Genomic DNA, 21,408 nt, shown 5'->3' with positions numbered 1-21,408 from the left:
TATGGACGCAGACAGATGAATATCCTGATCCTGGGAGGTACGGTGGAGGCGCGGCAATTGGCCGGTCGCCTGGTGACGCTGGGGCATAAGGTGACAACCTCGCTGGCCGGGCGTACGCAGGACCCGATATTGCCCGAAGGGGCGCTGCGCATCGGGCCCTTCGGTGGCATTGCCGGGCTCAGCGCTTATTTGCAAGCCGCCGGCATCGAACGGCTGGTGGATGCCAGCCACCCCTTTGCCGACCAGATATCCGGCAATGCCGTGGCCGCTTCGAAAAAAACGGGCATCAGGCTGGTGCGGTTGACGCGGCCGGGCTGGGAGCCGCCGGCAGGGCAAAGCTGGATAATGGCGGCATCGGTGCAGGAAGCGGCGGCCGCTCTTCCCGCTGGCGCCGTTGTATTGCTGACGACCGGCCATAGCGGGCTCGAAACCTATCTGCAGCGGCAGGATTGCTCGTTTCTGGTCCGGGTCATCGAAGCCCCGGCCTTCGAACTGCCCGGACATGCCCAATTGCTTCGAACGCGCCCGCCCTACACGCTCGGCGACGAGATCGCCTTGATGCGGAATCATGGCGTTACCCATCTCGTCAGCAAGAATTCCGGCGGCGTCCAGACCCGGGCCAAGCTGGACGCGGCGCAGCAAGCAGGGGTGCAGGTGGTGATGATCGCCCGCCCCCTTCATGCGCCGGCGCTGGAGGTGGACAGCGTCGAGGCGGCGCTCAGCGCGCTCGAGCTCGTTACCGCATAGGCCGGCGGACAGCGCGACAGGGCGCAGGTCGCATTGGCGCTGCGCTGCTTGTCCAGCAGCAGCGGGCCGAAGACCAGGGCAACGGCCTCGGCCACCGAGGGCAGGCCGATATGTTGCCCGACCAGCGCCGAAGGATTGGGAGCGTCAGCGGAGAGGGCGCTTTCCGGCAGGGCCAGCAGCGAAACACCCAATATGGCGGATGCCGCAATCATTGCCGGATGATGGCGTTTGCGGTGGATCGTGGCCAGGGCCGCCACCTGATCGCGATCCGCCCCAATGCTGGCAAGGGCACCGTCGAGCAGGGCCAATACCTCATCGCGGGTGGCATTTTCGCGCGCACCGAGGCCCACGACGATGTCGGGAAATATTGAACTTTTTTGCACCGGCGCGGCGCCGGCGGAATCGTCATGCATTGTCGCCTCGATGGATACGAGGCAGGTTCACTCAAAACCGGCTCAGCCCTGAATTTGGTCCCGCGATTTGGTCGACCGCACCAGGCTCTGTTTCAGTTCCGTCAAGGGAACGCTGCGCTTGCCAATGGTTCTAGGCGCGACAAAGCGCGTGGTCAATCAACGGCTTGCGCCCAATAGGCGGCGACATCGGAATGCTTCTGAAAATCGTTTGCAAATACAATGACTTGCCGGCGAACGCCCCCTGCTTTATGGCAATCCCCATCAGGTTCGGAGGCGAGGCGCCATGGCAATCACAAACAAGACCTTGGCCATATCCGCGACCAGCCTGCTGGTGGGCTTGATCGTGCTGGGCCTCAAGGCGTTGGCCTGGTGGCTGACCGGATCGGTCGCGCTTTATTCGGACGCACTCGAATCCATCGTCAATGTGGTGACCGCGCTGGCGGCGCTGATCGCCGTAAGGCTGGCGCAACGGCCTGCCGATGCCGCCCTGCCCTATGGCTATCACAAGGCCGAATATTTCTCCGCCGTCATGGTGGGGGTGATGATCATCGTCGCGGCGATCCTGATCCTGCGCGAGGCCTTTTATGGCTTCATGGAACCGACAATGCCCGATGCCCCGGTGCAGGGGCTGGCGCTGAGCGCGGTGGCGACGATCATCAATGCCGTCTGGGCGCAGGTGCTGATCCGGCATGGGCGCAAGGCCCGCTCGCCCGCCATCGAGGCGGATGGCAAGCATTTGATGACCGACGTGATCTCCACTATCGGCGTCGTCGTCGGATTGGTGCTGGTCTATCTGACCGGCATCGCCCAACTGGATTCCGTGCTGGCGGCGCTGGTGGCGCTGAATATCCTGTGGTCGGGCTGGCGCGTGACCCGCGCCAGCGTGGGCGGGCTGATGGACGTGGCCGTGCCGATCGATACGCAGAAAACCATCCGCGAGGTCATTGCCGGCAATGCCGACGGCGCCATCGAAGCCCATGATATCCGCACGCGGCAGGCCGGCAAGATGATCTTCATCGATTTCCACCTGGTGGTGCCGGGCACCATGAGCGTGGACGCCGCGCATGAGATTTGCGACCGGATCGAGGCCAAGCTGCGCGAAACGGTGGAGGACGTGCAGATCACCATTCATGTCGAGCCGGAAGAGAAAGCCAAGCATTCCGGCATCGTCGTGCTCTGAACAGGCTTGCGGCGCCGGGAAACCGGAGGCAGTCTGCATCCATGCGCTTCGTTCCTGCCCTTGCCCTATTGCTGCTCGCCGCGCCGGCCCTGGCGCAATATTGGACGCATTATGCCAATGTCCGGTTCGGCTATGAAATCGACGTCCCGCCGGGTTTCGAAGCCGGCGGCGAGAGCGCCAATGGCGATGGGCAGATGTTCTATGATCTGGACGGAGAACGGGGCGTGACCGTCTGGGGCGGCCAGCTTCTGGAGGACTTCGCGCAGGAAGTTAGCGAGGCCATAGCCCTGGCAGGCGCAGAAAACTGGGCGATCAGCCAACAAACCAAAACGCCGCAATGGGCCGATTTTTCCGGGCAGCAAGGGCATCGGAGGCTATTCCAGCGGATGATCACGCTCTGCGACGGAGCGAGCTATGCCGCCTTTCGCGCCGAATATAATATAAGCGATCTCAATGCGATGGAGCCGGTCTTGCAGGGGCTGGCGCGGTCCTTCGTGGCGAAAGGCTGCTAGGCACGTTACGGCTTTGACGAAATCGGCGGTTCAACCCCGCTCGTCACCCTCGCGCTTAACGCGAGGGTGACGGTTCGGAAAATAGAGACCGGTGCAGGTCAGAATTCGATGCCTTTCTGGGCCTTCACGCCGGCGCGGAAATGGTGCTTGATTTCGGTCATCTCGGTCACAAGGTCAGCGATTTCAATCAGTTCGTCCTTGGCATTGCGGCCGGTGACGATGACATGCTTGCTCTCCGGCTTGTTGCCGAGAACTTCGACCACTTCGGCGATGGGCAGGTAATCGTAGCGCAGGCAGATATTGAGTTCGTCGAGCAGGACCATGTCATAGTCCGGGTCGGCGATCAGCGCCTTGGCCTGCTCCCAGGCCTTGCGGGCGGCGGCGAGATCGCGCTGGCGATCGGCGACGTCCCAGGTAAAGCCTTCACCCATGGCGTTGATGGTCACCTGGTCGGGGAATTTGTCGAGAACGTCGCGTTCGCCGGTATTCCAGACGCCCTTGACGAACTGCACGACGCCGACACGCATGCCATTACCGATGGCGCGGAAGACCATGCCGAAAGCGGCGGTCGACTTGCCCTTGCCCTTGCCGGTATGGACGATGAGCAGGCCCTTTTCCTCGGTCTTGGTGGAGAGGATCTTGTCGCGGGCCGCCTTCTTTTTCTTCATCTTTTCAGCATGATAGGCGTCGCGTTCCGCCTCGGTCATGTTGTCGGTTTTCTTGGCTGGCTTATCATTCATGGCGTTTCCTCCAGAAGGGCGAAAGCGGAATTTGAACGGGGGGACCAGAGGCCTCTTTGTCGGGCCTCGAGGAATTTGGCGATCAGCTCGTCATAGCCGAAACGGTTGGAATGCTTGAGGAATTCCCGGACTGCATCGTCTTTTACGAAGGCCTCGAACGCCAGGTCGAAATGGTGGCTCTTGACTGCGCCGGTGGTGGCAGCGAAGGCGAACATGAAATCGAGCGTGGCGATGATCTCGAAGGCGCCGCGATAGCCATGGCGCATGATGCCGGCAAGCCATTTCGGATTGACCACGCGGCTGCGCATGACATAGCTAATCTCTTGTTCCAGCGTCCGAATTTTCGGCGTGTCGGGGCGGGAATGGTCGTTGTGATAGGCGGCGGGCCTGGTGCCGGACAGCATTTCGGCGGCGACGGCGAGGCCGCCTTCGAATTGGTAATAATTGTCGCTGTCGAGCAGGTCGTGTTCGCGATTATCCTGATTGTGGATTACCGCATCGATCTGGCCGAGCCGGGCGCGGAAGCGGTCATGGAGGGCCACGCCATCGGCCTTGGCGCCATAGGCATATTGGCCCCAGGCCAGGGCCTGATTGGCGAGATCGGTCTTGTCATTCCAGTTGCCATTGTCGATCAACTGACCAAGCCCTGCACCGTAAGTGCCTGGTTTTGAACCGAAAATACGCGCACCGGCTTCGAGAGCGGCATCCTGTTCCGACTTGCCCTGCGCCATGAGGCCCAGGGCCTCAATCCGCATGCGGGCGGCGATGGGATTGTCGTCGTCGGGTTCGTCGAGGGCGCCGATGGCGCGGACGGCACGGTCGAACAGAGCGATCTGCGCCGGGAAGGCATCGCGAAAAAAGCCGGAAATTCTAAGGGTTACGTCGACGCGGGGGCGGCCGAGCCGGGCCAGCGGAACGATCTCGTAGCCGGAGACGCGGAGCGAGCCGGGATCCCAGACCGGCTTGGCGCCGATCAGCGCCATGGCCTGGGCGATATCGTCGCCGCCGGTGCGCATATTGGCGGTGCCCCAGACCGAAAGGGCGACGGATGCGAGGTAATGGCCATGGTCCTGAAGATGGCGCAGAATCAGGTTTTCGGCCGATTTTCTTCCGAGTTCCCAAGCACTTGGCGTGGGGACGGCCCGCGCATCGATGGAATAGAAATTGCGCCCGGTGGGCAGGACATCGAGACGGCCGCGCGAGGGAGCGCCAGAGGGGCCGGGCTGGATGAACTTGCCGTCGAGGGCGTCGAGAAAGGCCTGCATCTCGGCCGGGCCGGAGGCGGCGAGGCGCGGCTTTATCAGGGTTTTCACCGTCCGCAGAACCGCCCTGGTGGCCGGCCAGTCATCCGGGCAAGGACGGATATCGGAGACGAGCTCGGCGGCGATGGTTTCGAGATTGGCAATGACGTCACCAATGCGCCGATTGGGTAACAGACTGTTAGCGTTGAGCATTGCCATAGCGGCAAAAACGTCCGGTCCGTGCCAGGGCTCGCCCAAAATGGCGGTCAAGGGATCGAAACCGAGTTTGAGGTCATCGGCGAGGGCGCGGATCAGCGAATTATCCCCGGGCGCGTCGCCGCGCGGTATTCTGGCCAAGGCGACGGCAAGGTCGCGCTCGAGTCCTCCGGCGGGCGAAGACCCGAAAATGTGCAAGCCGTCGCGAATCTGGGCTTCCTTCAAATCGCACAGGAAGTTGTCGATCTTGACCAGGGCCTCGGCTTCGTCTTCGGGCAGGCCGATGTCCTGGTCGAGGCGGGCATCGCGGGTGAAATCGAGAATGCGCTGCTTGAGGTCTTTCAGGCGGCGGCGATCCATGCCGGAAGCGGCGTAATATTCATCGAGCAGGGCTTCGAGGTCCTTCAGCGGCCCATAGGTTTCGGCGCGGGTGAGCGGGGGAACCAGATGATCGATGATGACGGCGCCGGTACGGCGCTTGGCCTGGGTGCCCTCGCCCGGATCGTTGACGATGAAGGGATAGATATGGGGCAGTTGGCCCCACAGGGCGTCGGGATAGCAATCGGCGTCGAGCGCCGCGGATTTGCCGGGGAGCCATTCGAGTGTGCCGTGCTTGCCATTATGGACCATGGCATGGGCGCCGAATTCCTGACGCAGCCAGAGATAGGCGGCGATATAGGCGTGGGGCGGAACCAGGGCCGGGTCGTGATAGCTCGCGGTTTCATCGAGCTGATAGCCGCGCGCCGGCTGCAGCATGATGACGACATTGCCGAAGCGATGGGCGGGGAGGTGGAAGGCGCCGTCGCGGATGAACGGATCGGTGACGGGATCGCCCCAGCGGGCGGTCACGGCGGCGCGGGTTTCCTCGGGAAGTTCGGCGAAGAGCGCCGCATAGCGGGCAAGCGGCAAGATGGCAGCGGAGCGGCCACGGGCCTGATGGGCATTGGTGGGACCGGCGGTGAGCAGGGCGATGAGATCGGCGGAGGTGCGGGGATAGGTTGGGTGATCCTCACCACGACCCGCCTGCGGGGAGCGATCAGGAGCGGCGGCGAGATGCTCGGCGATCAGGGCTCCAACGCCATCCAGATTGCTGACTTCATTATTGGGGATGCGAAGCACCCGGTATCCAGCGGCGCGCAAGAATGCATCGCGGCCGGCATCGTAAAGCTGCGCCTTGTCGCTGCCATGACTATCGCCGTCGAGTTCGATGATCAGTTTGGCGCTGTGGGAAGCGAAGTCGGCGAAATAGGGACCGATGGGCGCCTGACGGCGGAAATGGGCTTCGGGAAAGGCCTCCCGCAGCAGCAGCCACAGCACGCGTTCCGGCTGGGGTGGGTTTGAGCGCAGCGTTCGGGCCAGAACGGTATTTTTGAGGGGGCGCGAGAGGCGGGCATTGGTATGTCCGGGACCACCGGTCCACCCTCTCCCCACTGAGGGGAGGGCCGGGGTGGCATCGGAGGGCGGGCGAACCGAGGCATCGTGGGTTGTGGCGGGCGCAGCACCCCCTCCCCACCCCCTCCCCTCAAGGGGGAGGGGCTTTGGCTCGGTGGCCGTTGGAGAGAGGGGTGACGGGGCTGAGGATCCCCCTCCCCCTTGAGGGGAGGGGTCAGGGGTGGGGGTGTCGGAGGTTGAGCGATCCGAGGCATCGTGGATTGGGGCGGGCGCAGCACCCCCACCCCAACCCCTCCCCTCAAGGGGGAGGGGCTTTGGGCCGGTGGCCGTTGGAGAAAGGGATGACGGGGCCGAGGATCCCCCTCCCCCTTGAGGGGAGGGGTCAGGGGTGGGGGTGTCGGAGGTTGAGCGAACCGAGGCGTCATGGATTGGGGCGGGCGCAGCACCCCCACCCCAACCCCTCCCCTCAAGGGGGAGGGGCTTTGGGTCGGTGGCCGTTGGAGAAAGGGGGGCCGGAGCCGAGAATTCCCCTCCCCCTTGAGGGGAGGGGTTAGGGGTGGGGGTGTCGGAGGTTGAGCGAACCGAGGCGTCGTGGATTGGAGCGGGCACAGCACCCCCACCCCAACCCCTCCCCTCAAGGGGGAGGGGCTTTGGGCCGGTGGCCGTTGGAGAAAGGGGGGCCGGGGCCGAGGATTCCCCTCCCCCTTGAGGGGAGGGGTCAGGGGTGGGGGTGTCGGAGGTTGAGCGAACCGAGGCGTCGTGGGTTGAGGCGGGCGCAGCACCCCCACCCCAACCCCTCCCCTCAAGGGGGAGGGGCTTTGGCGATGGAGCCGATGGGCCGAGGTCGTACCCTGTCCGCTCCAGTTCCATCAGCATGCGCGCGGTGGATTCGGGGGCGTCGTAGCCGACGCCGTTGGCGAGGCGGCCGTCGCGGATGGGGTAGTTGGAGAGGATGATGGCGAGTTTGCGCTCGGCGCGGGGGGTGTGGCGGAGGCGGGCCCAGTTCTGGGCGAGATCGACGGCGCGGCCTATGCCCTCGGGTTCGGGTTCATAGGCGCTGAGCGGGCATTGGGTGCGGGCGTGCCAGACGGCATCGGCCTTGTGGCCGACAAGGATGCCGCCGATGCGGCCATCGACTTCGGGCATGACGAGATACATCGCCATGTCCTTGGAGGAGAGGCCCTGCGGATCGGCCTGCCATTGCGCGCGGGAGCGGCCGGACTGGATGAGCTGGATGATCGGCGCGTCGGTGCCGGCAAAGGGGTTGGTCGTCTCATCCAGATCGGCAATGCCGAGGGCGAAGGCGGTGAGATTGAAGATCGCCGCCGGCGGAAAGGCGGCCAGCGCATCCTGGACGAAGCGGATGCAGGCGGCCTCCTTGAGCGAGGAAATGACGATGGGAACGGGGGCGAGGTCGCGGGATTCGAGTTCGGCGATGAGGGCGCTGAGCGTGGCGGTGCCGGCGCCTTCGAGGGCGGCGCGGTAGAAAAGGATGGGGATGTGGACCGCCCCCTCGCCCGTCTCGGGCTCCCCCTCACCCGCCCTTCGGGCACCCTCTCCCCGAGGGGAAGAGGAATAAGAGGGGAGCGCCGCACCGGATGAAGGGGCGTGCAGCGCGCGCAGGCCGGCCTGGTCGGTCATGCCGATGGACGGGTGCCAGAGGCCGAAGCGGGGGAAGGGTTGCGGCGCCACGTTGACGAGCCGTGGCGCGATGACAGGCGCCGGCACCCCCACCCCAACCCCTCCCCGTTGGGCCGGAGACTGGTGAGACAGTGCGGCAAACGCCACCAGAATCGCATCGGCGTTTTCGGGGCCGCCGGCGACGAACAATTGGTGGAGGGCGGACCAGTCGTCGGGATGGATGGTGGAGCGCGCCTGCAGGATGGGGTCGGGATTGGCGTCGCCGGGCAGGAGGACGAGGGGAATGTTCTTATTGGTGCAAAGGGCGGTGAGCTCATCGACGCCATATTGGAAATAGGCGGTGCCGCCGAGAAGACGGAGGACGACGAGGCCGGCATGGGCGACGGTCTGTTCCAGCCACATGTCGACGGAAAGGTTGTTGGCCAGGCGTAGGCTATTGGCGAGGCGCAGGCCGGATTCCCCGGCGCGGTCGGCGGCAGCGGCCAGCATGGCCAGCTCGCTATCGGCGGAGGAAGCGAAGATATAGGCGCCGGGGGACTGGGCGAGGTCGATGGCCTCGCCTTCCTGCTGGATGGCACCGGCCTGGGCGGAGAGCAGGTGCATCAGGGGGTGCCTTTGATGGTGGAGCGGATTGGCGACGTGGCGCAGGTTGGCGACGCAGCACCCCCACCCCAACCCCTCCCCTCAGGGGGGAGGGGCTTTGGGCCGGTGGATATGACGCGATTTTGCCCGGAACACCGGCCGGTCCCCTCCCCCTTGAGGGGAGGGCTAGGGTGGGGGTGTCGGACTCTAGGCGTATATTGCGACATCGTTCACGCCGCCGCCTGCTCCAGGCTGGCGATGATGGCGGCGCGGTCCAGCGGTTGTTCGCCGATAACGACCAGATTGGTCTCGCGCTTCTCGCCGTCCTGCCAGGGGCGGTCGAAATAGGCGGTGACCCGTGGGCCGACGGCCTGGATGGCGAGGCGGGCGGCGGCGCCGGGCACGGCGGCGAAGCCTTTCAGGCGCAGCACGTCATGCGCCTTGATGGCGTTTTCGATGATGGCGAGCAGCTGGTCCTTGCCCTGGATATTGGCCAGGGTCAGCGAGAAGCTATCGAAATCGTCGTGCTCATGGGTCTCGCCGCCATGCTCCTGCTCGTGATGGCTGGGGCGGTTGGCGATATCGGCTTCGCTTTCCATGCCCATGCCGAGCAGGGCCGCGACATCGACATGGCCATTGGCGGCGCGGACGATGCCGACGCCGGGACGCAGTTCGGCGCGGATATTGGCCTCGACCTTGTCCAGCATGGCTGGATCGACCAGGTCGGTCTTGTTGATGATGACCATGTCGGCGACGGCGAGCTGATCCTCGAACAATTCGCCCAGCGGCGTCTCGTGGTCGAGCATTTCGTCCTGACGGCGCCTGGCATCGACGGCGGCTTCGTCGCTGGCGAAGCGCCCTTCGGCGAGGGCGGCGGCATCGGCGACGGTGACGACGCCATCGATGGTGACCTGGGCCTTGATCTCGGGCCAGTTGAAGGCGCGGATCAGCGGCTGCGGCAGGGCCAGGCCGGAGGTTTCGATGACGATGTGATCGAACTTGTCGTCGCGGGCCAGCAGCGCCTGCATGGTGGGGATGAATTCATCGGCCACGGTGCAGCAGATACAGCCATTGGAGAGCTCGACCATGTCCTCTTCGCGGCAGGTCTCGTCGCCGCAGCCGGCCAGGATGTCCTTGTCGACGCCCAGATCGCCGAATTCGTTGATGATCAGCGCGATGCGCTTGCCCTTGGGCGCATGCGCCAGCATGTGGCGCACGAGGGTGGTCTTGCCGGCGCCGAGAAAGCCGGTGATGACGGTGGTGGGAATCTTGGTGGTCACGCCTGCACTCCATTGCGGGTGGCCGGGCGGGAGCAGCGGCAGCAAGCCGCCGGAACAGGCGACGACAGGCCGGACGAAACGGCAATCATATTCATGTGGCACCCTCCGCGCACGGAATAATCTATGGGCTCTGCGCCCGGCTCATCATGGCCGCATCGCCGACATTGCTGTCGCGACAGACCAAGGTGCCGGCAGGTCTCCTGGCTCGCGGTGAATACAGCGCCCCCGCCTTCCCGGATGTCTGCCGGCCATGGCGCTGTCGAAAACCGCCAAGCGCCTTTCGAAGCCATGCCCGACCACCCAGTGGCTGCATTGAGAGCGCCCACCGCCTACAGTTGCGGGGGCAGCCACGGTTTTGGCCCCTGATGGGTATTCCGCACCGTGTTCCCTTTTGATCCCGTTGTGCCTGGCACGCGGGGAACCGTCACGCCATGAGCCTTACGCCTTCGGGATAGCAGGGGTCAATCCGCAAGCTCTCGCCCGGCCAGGGCCGACTCAGCTTATGAACGGGCCGAAGGAGATTATCCGCCATGAAACCGATCAGCTTCAGCCGCGAGGAAACCAAGGCCATTGTGGGCGAGATCCAGGATTATTTCCGCGAAGAACTGGACCAGTCGATCGGCGCCATGCCCGCCGAGATGCTGATGCAGTTCTTCGCCGACAAGATGGGCGCCTATTTCTACAATCGCGGGCTGCATGACGCGCAGGCGCTGGTGCGCAAGAAGATCGACGATGTGAGCGACGAGATTTTCGCGCTGGAGCGGGTGACGAAGCATCATCGCTAGACCCGCCCGGTGGCCGCGACCTCGTCCTTGGCCCTCCGACAAGCTCAGAAGGCTCGGTATGAGGTCGCGGGCGGGACCCGTTAGCCGAGGCAGTCCAGGAGGCCGGCGGCCAGGCCGCGGAGCAATTGGGGATAAAGGTCGGGACCTTCGGTGAGGGCGGCGCCTTCGGGGTCGAGCACGCCGGGCCGCGCCTGGGTGCCTTCGACGATGGTGCGGACGATGGCGGGCTCGAAATTGGGCTCGGCGAAGACGCAGGTGGCGCCGAGTTCGGCTATTCTGGCGCGCAGTTCATCGATGCGGGCGGCGCCGGGCATGATGTCGGGCGAGACGGTGACCGTGCCGGCAACCTCGAGGCCGAAGCGGGCTTCGAAATATTGATAGGCATCGTGAAAGACGATGAAGGGCTTGCCGGATAACGGGGCGAGGATTTCCTCCAGTTCGGCGGCAAGCTGGTCGAGCCGGGCCAGTTCGGCCGCGGCATTGGCGGCATAGATTTCGGCATTTTCAGGATCGGCGGCGGACAGGGTATCGGCGATATGGGTGGCCATCAGCCCGGCATTTGCCGGGTCGAGCCAGAAATGCATGTCGCCTTCGCCGTGGTCGTGATCATGATCATGGTCGTGATCGTGGTCATGGTCATGGTCGTGGTCATGGTCGTGGTCGTGATCATGATGGTCGTGGCCGTGATGCTCCTCGCCATGGTCATGCGCCTCGAAGGCGCCGCCTTCGCGGAGCGGCAGCAAGTCGATGCCCGGGGTTTCGGCCAGCTCGACCACTTCGGCATTTTTGGCGAGGGTTTCGAGCGCATCGGCGAGGAAAAGCTCCATGCCATGGCCGGTCCAGAAGACGATATCGGCGCTTTCCAGGGCGGCCGCATCGGAGGGGCGGAGCGAATAGGTGTGGGGCGAGGCGGCGCCCTTGACGATGAGGGCGGGCTGGCCGAGATCGCCCATAATGGCGGCAACCAGGGAATGGATGGGCTTGGTGGAGGCGACGATCTGTGGCGCGGCCAGGGCGCTGCCGGTGAGCAGGAAGGTGGTGAGAGCGGCGAGTGGCAGGGTGAATTTGGGCATCGTCTGGCCTCTTGGCGGGTGAAAGATCGAAAGCGATATGTTATGTTATTACGCTTGCGGTTTTGTTATGCTATAACGTATTTAGTGCCGTCAAGAGCGGTTGTGGCGACCTGTGCAAAAACGGCCGCCGCAGCTCGCTCCGGCCGCAGCACCCCCATTCTGGACCTCCCCGCAAGGGAGAGGGAACGACGGAACCGAGACTTCAATGCACGACCATCGGCCAAGAGAAATCCTGATCACCCTGAAAGATGCGGGCGTCCGCAGCGGCGGTCGCGTGCTGGTGGAGGGCGTCGACCTCTCGATCCGGCGCGGGGAAATCGTGACGCTGATCGGGCCGAACGGCTCGGGCAAATCCACTACGGCGAAGCTCGCGACCGGGGTGTTGAAGCCGAGCATGGGCAGGGTGACGCGCAAGCCGGGGCTGCGAATCGGCTATGTGCCGCAAAAGCTGAGCATCGACTGGACGCTGCCGCTGAATGTCGACCGGCTGATGACGCTGACCGGACATTATCCGGAAGGTGAAATCGTGGCGGCGCTGGAGGCGGTGGGCGCGGCGCGGCTGCGCAAGGCGGCGGTGCAGGAATTGTCGGGCGGGGAATTCCAGCGGGTGCTGTTCGCCCGGGCGATGATCCGCAAACCGGACCTGCTGGTGCTGGACGAGCCGGTGCAGGGCGTGGATTTTTCCGGCGAAGTGGCGCTGTACCAATTGATCCGGCAGATTCGCGACACGACGCAGGCCGGCATCCTGATGATTTCGCACGACCTGCATGTGGTGATGGCCGAGACCGATACGGTGATCTGCCTCAACGGGCATGTATGCTGCCGGGGCACGCCCAATGCGGTGAAGACGAGCCCGGAATATCTGGCGCTGTTCGGCGAACGGGCGGCGCACACGCTGGCGATCTACGAGCACCATCATGACCATGAGCATCATGAGGATGGCTGCGTGGTGGGCGAGCATGAGCATGAGGGGCATCATCATGGGCATTGAGGGGCATCGCTTGTCTTGGATTGCCGCCAGCATCGGCTCTTTCGCCTCCCTGCCCCTTGAGGGGGAGTATTTACATCCGGGACTTCGAGTGAAGTTGTCTCGGAACCTGAGACCCTTGGCCCCCTCCCCCTTAGGTGTGCCGGACCATCGGGAGGCAATCCATGTTCGGTGATTTCTTCTCCCGCGCGCTTATCGCCGGCATGGGGCTGGCGGCGGTGACCGGGCCGCTGGGCTGTTTCGTGGTGTGGCGGCGGATGGCTTATTTCGGGGATACGATGGCGCATTCGGCGCTGCTGGGCGTGGCCCTGTCGATCCTGTTATCGGTGAACATGACGCTGGGGGTCTTCGCGGTGGCGGCTTTGGTGGCGGGGGCGCTCTTGCTGTTGCAACGGCAGAATACGCTGTCCACCGACGCGCTGCTGGGCATTCTCAGCCATTCGAGCCTCGCCGTGGGGCTGGTCATTGTCGGCTTCCTGACGCAGGTGCGGATCGACCTGATGGGCTTTCTGTTCGGCGATATCCTGGCGGTATCGGTGGAAGACATCCTTGTCATCTATGGCGGCGGCGCCGCCATCCTCGTCATTCTGGCGCTGAACTGGCGGCCGCTGCTGGCGGCGACGGTGAGCCCGGAACTGGCGGAGGCCGAAGGGCTGCGGCCGGAGGCGAGCCGGATCGTGCTCATGCTGCTGATGGCCAGCGTCATCGCCATCGCCATGAAGCTGGTGGGCGTGTTGCTGATCACCTCGCTGCTGATCATCCCGGCTGCCACGGCGCGGCGGCTGAGCGCCAATCCGGAAATGATGGCGCTGGTGGCGGCGGCGCTGGGGGCAATGTCGGTATTGGGCGGCTTGTATGGGTCGCGCAGCTGGGATACCGCTTCGGGACCTTCCATCGTGGTGATGGCGCTGGCGATCTTCCTCGTATCGCTGGCGGTGCCGACGGCAAGATTGTTCGGCAGGAGAGAGCAGCATGGCGCATGATCACAAAATCCCCAAGGACCTGACGCGCAACCAGGAATTGGTGCTGGGAGCGCTCAGCCACGCCCCTGCCCCGCTTTCGGCCTATGACATTCTCGACCGGCTGCGCGACGACGGACTGCGCGCGCCGCTGCAAATCTATCGGGCGCTGGACAAGCTGGTGGAGCGCGGCCTCGCCCATCGCCTGGAATCGCTCAGCGCCTTCGTCGCCTGCGCCGACGCGAATTGCCACCGCAAGGGCCTGATCGCCTTCGCCATTTGCGGCGAATGCGGCAAGGTCGATGAATTCACCGATGCGGTGATCGAGGAAAGGCTGGGCGGCTGGGCCAGGAATACCGGTTTCCAGGTGGGGCAGACGACAATGGAAATCCGCGGCAAATGCGGGACGTGCCTGCTGGCGGCCTGAGGGTTCTTTACCTTGGATGCTGCGGCATCGGCAGTCCGGGTTCGCTCCACCGCCCCCAGCCCAGCTGCGCTATTCTCCCTTCACCATGGTGCTTGTTTCGGCGGCAGGATCGGCAGTTCTTGCGCCTCCCTCCCCTCAAGGTAGAGGAAGGAAAGGAGCCGACGATCTCGACACAGAGAGATTCTAGCCGAAGGTCAGGAACCGGATGGCGGCGGCGCCGTATTCGCGGCTGTCTTCGAGGGTGAAGCCATCGGGGATGGCGATTGCAGCGCTGGCGGCTTCTTCCCAGACGATCGTGGCGCCGGGGACCAGCCAGCCATTGGCGGCCAGTTCGACGAGCGCTTTTTCGCCGAGCGCCTGATTATAGGGCGGATCGAGGAAGACGAGGTCGAACCGGCCGAACGTGCCGGGGCGGCCCAGAGCGGTGGCGTCGCGGCGCAGCAGCTTGGTGATGCCGGCGGCGCCGAAGGCTTCGATATGGTCGCGAATGATGCCACGCGCTTCGGCGCCGGTTTCAACGAAGGTGACATGGGCGGCGCCGCGCGACAGGGCTTCCAGGCCCAGCGCGCCGGTGCCGGCAAACAGATCGAGCACGCGCTTGCCATCCAGCGCCGGGCCGAGACGCGAACCCAGAATATTGAAGATGGATTCACGGGCGCGGTCGGAGGTCGGACGGGTGGATTGGTCCGAGGGGGAATTGAGCTGCTTGCCGCGAAATTTGCCGGCGACGATGCGCATGGGACGGTGTTCCTGGGCCGATCAGCGGTCGTTGCGCGGCTTGCGCGGACCGGCGGGACGGCCGGCTGGCGGACGGCCGGCTGGCGGGCGGCCGGCTGGCGGACGGCCGGCTGGCGGGCGGCCGGCTGGCGGGCGGCCGGCTGGCGGGCGGCCGGCTGGCGGGCGGCCGGCTGGCGGGCGGCCGCCGGTGGGCCGCCCCCCCGGACGCGGACCGCCCGGCTTGCCAGAAAAGGGCTTGCCGTCGGGCCTGCCGGCAAAAGGCTTGCCGCCGGGGCGACCGCCCTGAGGCCGGTCGCCATAGGGCCGCTTGGGCCGATCCTCGAAGCCGCGTTCCGGCCGCGCCCCCCGGGCGGGCTTATCGCCGAAGGACCGCTGCGCCCGGTCGCCGGAATCGCGTTTGGGCCGGTCGCTGAAGCCGGTGCGGGCGGGCTTGTCGCCATAATCGCGCTTGGGCTGGTCGGCGAAGCCGCCACGGGCCGGCCGATCGCCAAAGCCGCTGCGCGGCGGCCGATCGCCGAAATCGCGCTTGGGCTTGTCGCCGAAGGGCTTGCCGCCCTGCGGGCGGTCGCCGCGCGGCGCCGGCTTGCCGAAGCCACGGGCGGGCCGATCGTCCGGGGCGTGGCGCGAACGCGGCGGCGCCTTGGGCACAAAGGCCTCGGGCGCGCGGCCATCGTCGTCGAAATGGATGCGGCGCGGCCGGCCTGTCGGGCGCTCTTCGGCATCGCGGCCATAGGAGGGGCGGCGCTGGTCGGTGGCGGCGCCGCGCGCCGGATTGGGACGGCTATGGTCGCGGTCGCGGGGGGAGCGGACCGGGCGCTCGTCGCGGGGGGCCGGCATTTCGGGCATTTCGCTGTCGAAATCGACGCCGGCGGCCTCGGCCAGCTTCTTGCCGAGCTGGTCGCGCAGCATGCGGGACTTGACCATTTCCACCGCGCCTTCGGCCAGATCGCCGAGCTGGAAGGGGCCGTAGGAAATGCGGATCAGCCGGTTCACCTCGAGGCCGAGCGAGCCCAGCACGTTCTTGACCTCGCGGTTCTTGCCCTCGCGCAGGCCGAGCACCAGCCAGACATTGGCGCCCTGCTCGCGCTCCAGCGTGGCCTGGATGGGGCCATATTGGACGCCCTCGACGGCGATGCCGTTCTTGAGGCCGTCGAGCTGGGCCTGGGTGACCGAACCATGGGCGCGGACGCGATAGCGGCGCAGCCAGCCGGTGGCGGGCAATTCGAGGACGCGCTTGAGGCCGCCATCATTGGTCAGCAGCAGCAGGCCTTCGGTATTGATGTCGAGGCGGCCCACGGTGAGCACGCGCGGCAGGCCCTTCCTGTCCAGCGCCTCGAAAATGGTGGCACGGCCTTCGGGGTCCTTTTCGGTGACCACCAGGCCGGCGGGCTTGTGATAGAGCCAGATGCGGGTGCCCTGGCGGGCGGCCAGCGGCAGGCCATCGACCTCGATCTTGTCGCGGCTGGTGACGTTGAAGGCGGGGGTGAGCACCTTCTTGCCATTGACCGAGATACGGCCATCGGCGATCCAGCCTTCGGCATCGCGGCGGGAGCAGAGGCCGGCGCGGGCAATGACCTTGGCGAGACGGTCGGCATTTTCGGGTTGTTTGGGCGTGTCGCTCATGAGCGGGCTTTCTGACATGCGGGACCCATAAGCCGCAGCATTGGCTGAGACGGGCGGCGCGAAAAAAGTGAAAAACGGCCGGTTGGACCGGCCGCCGAATGTTCGGGTCGAGACGTAACGCCTAGACCATTTCATCGTTTCCTTGAATCGATAAACTGGTCCCTTGTTTGGTCACGTTTCCGAACCGCAAAAGTGGGAGCCACTTTTGCTGGAAACGCTCTAGAGCTGGGTTTCGGCCTCGGTGAGACGCGCATCCCGCGTGCCGCTGATGGCGCTGCCGCGGGGACCGGTGGGCTGAAGGGCGCGACGGACTTCGGCGGGGCAGCGATCGTCGCGCAGCGAGACCAGTTCGCCATTGGCGGCGCGGCAGACCAGCTGCGCATCGCCGACGCGGGTGAAATATTCGGCCGGTGGCAGATAGAGCGGGCGCTGGGCATTGCCGGACACGGCAATATTGGCGGCGCGCATGCGGGCGGTCATCTGGTTGATCTCGGCCTCGGTCAGCGGACGGCCGGAGAGCGAGCGCAGATCGACGACGCGGGCATTGCGCAGATTCTCGATATCGGCGGCGGTGAGATTGGCGGTGTCGATCTGCACCTTGCTGCTGTCGGCGGGCAATTGCGCGGCGGCGGCCTGGACGGTCGGGGCCGGCAGCGCCGATTGATCGCGCGGCATGACCAGGGGGGCGCGGGCACTGGTCAGGTCCTGCTTGGGCGCATCGCCGGGAATGAGGCCGACGCCGCGCGCCGTGGTGTTCAACACTTCGCGTTCGAACGTGCCGAAATCGGTCATGGCATTGGTGCCTTCAACCGTGGTGCAAGCGCCCAAAGCGAGCGTGGCCGCCAGGCCGAGGGCCGCAAGGCCGGCGCGAGCCGCGTTCGAGAGAGCAGCCTGGTGCCCGGTCAATCCAATACGCATGCAACATCCCTTCGATATTGGCGGCTTCTATAGCGCATTCCAGCAGCTAAGACCAGATTCTGGCAGCATGGTGATCGGCCGGTTCAGGCGATTTTCTTCCCGGGCTTGCGGCCCAGCCCGAACAGATCGGCAAAAAGCAGCAGGACGCCCAAGGTTATCGCCACATCGGCAAGGTTGAAAATGTAGAACGACCAGCTGCCCCAATGGAAGTGGAAGAAATCGGCGACGGCGCCGTAAAGCAGGCGGTCGAGGGCATTGGAAAGCGCCCCGCCGATGCAGAAGGCCAGGCCCAGGCGAATGAGCATGGCGTCGGAGCGCCACCACCAGACCGACAGGGCGGCGATGGCGGCCAGCATGACCAGGCCGAGGACCCAGACGGGCAGGCCGTCGAACAGGCCGTAGGACATGCCGGTATTCCAGACCAGGACATAGTCGAAAAACGGCGTTAGCGTCAGCACCTCGCCGCCGCGCCAGCCGGTGAGCGCCAAGGGCTCATAGGCGAAAGGCACCGGCACGCACAGCGCCTGGCCGATGGCGTAGCATTCGGCGGCGATATGGAAGCCCTTCTGCGCCCGGTCGAGGCCGAAAGCGAGGATGCCCGCCATGAGCGAGACGAGAATGGTGGGATGGCGGAGGGAAAGGTTCACCGGCAGCTCCGTTTAGCGCCCCCTCCCCCTTGAGGGGAGGCTCGGGGAGGGCTTGAATTCCATCCCGTTCGTCACCCTCGGGTCAAGCCCGAGGGTGACGGGTCTTGTTTTCAGTTACAACCCCGCCGCCGCGCGTTCGCGCAGGGCCTGCGCGTCGCGGGGGGAGACGTCGGGATAGTCCGGGTCCGAGCCCACTTCGGGCAGCACTTTCCACGAGCGGGCGCAGCGCTGGCCCTCGGCCATTGCCGGCATGACGGAAATGCCGGGCACATCCTCGAGGCGGAAGGCCTCGGGCGGTCCCTCGTCCTGCGTGACCTGAACCGCCGAGGTGATGGCGATTTCGGCGAGGTCCTGTCCTTCCAGCGCCACGATGTAGCGGGGGTCGGCGACATGGATGCGGGGCGCGGCCTCCAGCGAGGAGCCGATGCGCTTTTCGCGGCGCTCGACCTCGAGGGCGCCGGTGACGACGCGGCGGACGGCGCGGATGAGCTGCCATTTGCCGGCCAGATCGTGGTCCAGCCAGGTCGCCGGGATATCCGGGAACAGGCGCAGATGCACCGATTCCGCCGGGTCCGGATGCCGTTCCAGCCAGCATTCCTCCATGGTGAAGACCAGGATGGGCGCGAGCCAGGCGGTGAGCGCGTTGAACAGGTGTTCGAGCACGGTGAGGGCCGAGCGGCGCGTCACCGAGGAGATCGGATCGCAATAAAGCGCGTCCTTGCGGATATCGAAATAGAACGCCGAAAGCTCGATGTTCATGAAATTGGTCAGTAGGGTCACGACCTTGCGGTAATCGTATTCCTTATAGGCCGTGCGGACGCCGGCATCGAGCTGGGCGAGGCGATGCAGCATCAGCCGCTCCAGCTCGGGCATGTCGGCGGGATCGACCACGTCATCCTTGTTGAAGTGAGCCAGATTGCCGAGCAGCCAGCGCAGGGTATTGCGTAGCTTGCGGTAGGAATCCACCGTGGTCTGGATGATCTTCTTGCCCAGGCGCAGGTCTTCCGAATAATCGGCCGAGGCGACCCAGAGGCGCAGGATGTCGGCGCCATATTGCTTGATGATCTCCTGCGGGGCGACGACATTGCCCAGCGACTTGCTCATCTTGCGGCCCTCGCCATCCATGGTGAAACCATGGGTGAGGACGCTGTCATAGGGCGCGTGGCCATTGGTGGCGCAGCTTTCGAGCAGCGACGAGTGGAACCAGCCGCGATGCTGGTCCGAGCCTTCGAGATACATCGAGGCCGGGAATTTCAGATGCGGCCATTTCTGCTTGTTGCGCAGCACGAAGGAATGGGTCGAGCCGGAATCGAACCAGACGTCGAGCACGTCCCGGATCATCTCGTAATCGTCCGACTTATAGTCGCCGCCGAGATAACGTTCGGCGGCGCCCGGCTGGTACCAGGCATCGGCGCCCTCGTCCTCGAAGCTCTGGGCGATGCGGTGATTGACCGCTTCGTCGCGAAGGATCTCGCCGGTCTCCTTGTGGACGAAGACGGTGATCGGCACGCCCCAGGCGCGCTGGCGGCTCAGCACCCAATCGGGGCGATCGGCGATCATGGCGCGCAGCCGGTTCTGCCCGGCGGCGGGGTAGAACCTGGTGGCATCGATGGCGGCGAGGGCACGGTTGCGCAGCGTGTCGGGAGCGCCCTCACCCGTCTCGCCGAGGGGGAGAGGAAGGGAGCCCGCGATGGGCTTGTCCATATAGACGAACCATTGCGGCGTGTTGCGGAAGATCACCGGCTTCTTGGAGCGCCAGGAATGGGGATATTGGTGCTTCACCCGGCCGCGGGCGATGATATTGCCATGCTCGGCCAAAGCGGCGATGACGCGATTATTGGCGTCGCCCTTCTTGCCGTTGTCGTCGATGACGCGGGCGCCATCGAAGCCGGGGGCGTCCTTGGTGTAGAAGCCGGCATCGTCGACGGCGTAGGGGATGGTCGGATCGATGCCGCGCTGGTTGAGAAGCCGGGTCGAATCCATCCACAGGCCGAAGTCATCGAGGCCGTGGCCAGGGGCGGTGTGCACGAAACCGGTGCCGGCATCATCGGTGACGTGTTCGCCATCGAGCAGGGGGACGTCGAAATTGTAACCGCCGGCGAGGCCGCGCAAGGGGTGGGCGCAGGTGATGGCGGCAAGTTCCAGACTCGCTACGCTGTCCTTGCGCTCAAATGCTTCAACCTTGGCTTTGGCCAGTACTTCTTCGGCCAGATTGTCCGCCAAGACATACAAGTCACCAACCTTTGCCCAATTGCCTTCGGCAGCTTTGGTGACTTCATACAAGCCATAGCTAATCTGCGATGAGAACGAGATCGCGCGGTTTGCGGGAATGGTCCAAGGCGTCGTGGTCCAGATGACGACACTTGCGCGGGCCAAAAGGGCTCTTTTCGCAGCCCCCGCATCCCGCATGTCGAGATCGGCGTTCGCTGCCGTCCGTTCCGAAGTATCAGCCGCGACGGCTTGCACAACCGGAAACTTCACCCAGATGACGTCGCTCTCATAGTCCTGATATTCGATTTCGGCTTCGGCCAGCGCGGTGCGCTCGACCACCGACCACATGACGGGCTTGGAGCCGCGATAGAGCTGGCCGGTCATCGAGACCTTCATCAGCTCGCGGGCGATCTGCGCCTCGGCGTCGAAGCTCATGGTGAGATAGGGATTGTCCCATTCGCCCAGGACGCCCAGCCGCTTGAATTCCTCGCGCTGGATATCGACCCATTGTTCGGCAAAGGTGCGGCATTCCTGGCGGAATTCGACCACCGGGACCTGGTTCTTGTCCTTGCCCCTGGCGCGATATTGCTCCTCGATCTTCCATTCGATGGGCAGGCCGTGGCAATCCCAGCCAGGCACATAGGCGGCATTGTGACCCAGCATCTGCATGGAGCGCGATACCAGGTCCTTCAGCACCTTGTTGAGCGCATGGCCGATATGGATATTGCCATTGGCATAGGGCGGGCCGTCATGGAGGGTGAAGAGCGGCCGGTCCTTGGCCTGCTCGCGTTGCAGGGCGTAAATATCCATGTCTTCCCAGCGCTTGAGCCAGACGGGCTCGCGGGCGGGGAGCCCGGCGCGCATGGGAAATTCGGTTTCCGGCAGGAAGAGCGTGGCCGAATAATCTTTTTCGGTCGCGCCAGAAGCGGTGTCGTTCATGGATCGGCAATCGGTTCGGGAAATACGCGCCGCCTTTTAGCAAGGGGAGGCGGCTGGGGCAAAGGTTGATTTGCCCTCGCTGGCGCAAGGGCAGGCGTTCTTGCCTGAGCTAGGGCCTCGTATGGAAACGGAGGTCCCCGCTTTCGCGGGGATGAC

Annotated in this window: 17 protein-coding genes and 1 riboswitch; of the genes, 7 read left to right on the top strand and 10 right to left on the bottom strand. The window is 65.0% G+C overall.

What is annotated here, in order from left to right; translation table 11 throughout:
* Positions 1 to 15: 15 nt before the first annotated feature.
* On the top strand, positions 16 to 747 hold the full coding sequence (locus O9Z70_RS02555; RefSeq protein WP_286020932.1) for a cobalt-precorrin-6A reductase: 732 nt from the start codon (positions 16 to 18) through the stop codon (positions 745 to 747).
* On the opposite strand, the gene O9Z70_RS02550 is transcribed toward O9Z70_RS02555, so the two are convergent.
* Positions 678 to 1,160: a cobalamin biosynthesis protein gene (locus tag O9Z70_RS02550; RefSeq protein WP_286020931.1), complete on the bottom strand. Its 483-nt coding sequence runs from the start codon at positions 1,158 to 1,160 to the stop codon at positions 678 to 680. The genes O9Z70_RS02555 and O9Z70_RS02550 overlap by 70 nt on opposite strands.
* A 283-nt stretch (positions 1,161 to 1,443) precedes the next feature.
* On the opposite strand from O9Z70_RS02550, the gene O9Z70_RS02545 reads away from it, so the two are divergent.
* A complete protein-coding gene (locus O9Z70_RS02545) occupies positions 1,444 to 2,340 on the top strand; it encodes a cation diffusion facilitator family transporter (RefSeq protein WP_286020930.1) in 897 nt (298 codons plus the stop codon).
* A gap of 41 nt (positions 2,341 to 2,381) precedes the next feature.
* Positions 2,382 to 2,852 carry a hypothetical protein gene (locus O9Z70_RS02540; protein ID WP_286020929.1) on the top strand — a complete coding sequence of 157 codons (471 nt, stop codon included), beginning with the start codon at positions 2,382 to 2,384 and terminating at the stop codon, positions 2,850 to 2,852.
* A gap of 98 nt (positions 2,853 to 2,950) precedes the next feature.
* Here the strand turns inward: O9Z70_RS02540 and cobO are convergent, their stop codons facing one another.
* The 3 genes from cobO to cobW all read right to left on the bottom strand — a co-directional run bounded on the left by cobO (position 2,951) and on the right by cobW (position 9,944).
* Positions 2,951 to 3,592 (bottom strand): cob(I)yrinic acid a,c-diamide adenosyltransferase, encoded by a 642-nt coding sequence (gene cobO / locus O9Z70_RS02535; RefSeq protein WP_286020928.1) that lies wholly within the window; start codon positions 3,590 to 3,592, stop codon positions 2,951 to 2,953.
* A complete protein-coding gene (cobN, locus tag O9Z70_RS16305; protein ID WP_502870155.1) occupies positions 3,589 to 8,685 on the bottom strand; it encodes a cobaltochelatase subunit CobN in 5,097 nt (1,698 codons plus the stop codon). The genes cobO and cobN overlap by 4 nt, the downstream gene beginning before the upstream one ends.
* Before the next feature lie 209 nt (positions 8,686 to 8,894).
* The gene (cobW, locus tag O9Z70_RS02520; RefSeq protein WP_286020927.1) at positions 8,895 to 9,944 is read right to left on the bottom strand and encodes a cobalamin biosynthesis protein CobW; all 1,050 of its coding nucleotides are present in this window, start codon (positions 9,942 to 9,944) and stop codon (positions 8,895 to 8,897) included.
* A gap of 173 nt (positions 9,945 to 10,117) precedes the next feature.
* Positions 10,118 to 10,385, bottom strand: a riboswitch (cobalamin riboswitch).
* An 89-nt stretch (positions 10,386 to 10,474) separates the two neighbouring features.
* Between cobW and O9Z70_RS02515 the strand changes: the two genes are divergently transcribed.
* Positions 10,475 to 10,729, top strand: a complete 255-nt coding sequence (locus O9Z70_RS02515; protein ID WP_286020926.1) for a DUF2164 domain-containing protein — start codon at positions 10,475 to 10,477, stop codon at positions 10,727 to 10,729.
* 80 nt (positions 10,730 to 10,809) lie between these two features.
* Here O9Z70_RS02515 and O9Z70_RS02510 read toward each other — a convergent pair whose 3' ends face one another.
* Positions 10,810 to 11,802, bottom strand: a complete 993-nt coding sequence (locus tag O9Z70_RS02510; RefSeq protein WP_286020925.1) for a zinc ABC transporter substrate-binding protein — start codon at positions 11,800 to 11,802, stop codon at positions 10,810 to 10,812.
* Between the two features lie 205 nt (positions 11,803 to 12,007).
* On the opposite strand from O9Z70_RS02510, the gene znuC reads away from it, so the two are divergent.
* From znuC to O9Z70_RS02495, 3 genes are all read left to right on the top strand, one after another.
* Positions 12,008 to 12,793, top strand: coding sequence for a zinc ABC transporter ATP-binding protein ZnuC (gene znuC / locus O9Z70_RS02505; RefSeq protein WP_286020924.1), 786 nt, complete (start codon positions 12,008 to 12,010; stop codon positions 12,791 to 12,793).
* A gap of 161 nt (positions 12,794 to 12,954) precedes the next feature.
* On the top strand, positions 12,955 to 13,773 hold the full coding sequence (locus O9Z70_RS02500) for a metal ABC transporter permease (RefSeq protein WP_286020923.1): 819 nt from the start codon (positions 12,955 to 12,957) through the stop codon (positions 13,771 to 13,773).
* Entirely contained in the window at positions 13,763 to 14,176 is a 414-nt protein-coding gene (locus O9Z70_RS02495; protein ID WP_286020922.1) for a Fur family transcriptional regulator, read from the top strand. Before O9Z70_RS02500 ends, O9Z70_RS02495 begins: the two co-directional genes overlap by 11 nt.
* A 183-nt stretch (positions 14,177 to 14,359) precedes the next feature.
* Here the strand turns inward: O9Z70_RS02495 and rsmD are convergent, their stop codons facing one another.
* From rsmD to ileS, 5 genes are all read right to left on the bottom strand, one after another.
* Positions 14,360 to 14,914 (bottom strand): 16S rRNA (guanine(966)-N(2))-methyltransferase RsmD, encoded by a 555-nt coding sequence (rsmD, locus tag O9Z70_RS02490; RefSeq protein WP_502870154.1) that lies wholly within the window; start codon positions 14,912 to 14,914, stop codon positions 14,360 to 14,362.
* A gap of 21 nt (positions 14,915 to 14,935) precedes the next feature.
* Complete coding sequence (locus O9Z70_RS02485) at positions 14,936 to 16,537, bottom strand: pseudouridine synthase (protein WP_286020921.1); 1,602 nt, start codon at positions 16,535 to 16,537, stop codon at positions 14,936 to 14,938.
* Between the two features lie 219 nt (positions 16,538 to 16,756).
* Positions 16,757 to 17,455: a hypothetical protein gene (locus O9Z70_RS02480; RefSeq protein WP_286020920.1), complete on the bottom strand. Its 699-nt coding sequence runs from the start codon at positions 17,453 to 17,455 to the stop codon at positions 16,757 to 16,759.
* A gap of 83 nt (positions 17,456 to 17,538) precedes the next feature.
* Complete coding sequence (gene lspA, locus O9Z70_RS02475; protein WP_286020919.1) at positions 17,539 to 18,102, bottom strand: signal peptidase II; 564 nt, start codon at positions 18,100 to 18,102, stop codon at positions 17,539 to 17,541.
* A gap of 114 nt (positions 18,103 to 18,216) precedes the next feature.
* Positions 18,217 to 21,252: an isoleucine--tRNA ligase gene (gene ileS / locus O9Z70_RS02470; RefSeq protein ID WP_286020918.1), complete on the bottom strand. Its 3,036-nt coding sequence runs from the start codon at positions 21,250 to 21,252 to the stop codon at positions 18,217 to 18,219.
* Between the last annotated feature and the right edge of the window lie 156 nt (positions 21,253 to 21,408).

It is taken from the genome of Devosia sp. YIM 151766 (assembly GCF_030285925.1).
GTDB lineage: Bacteria > Pseudomonadota > Alphaproteobacteria > Rhizobiales > Devosiaceae > Devosia.
The sequence above is the reverse complement of the archived record's forward strand: the minus strand, read 5'-3'. Positions and strand labels throughout refer to the sequence as shown.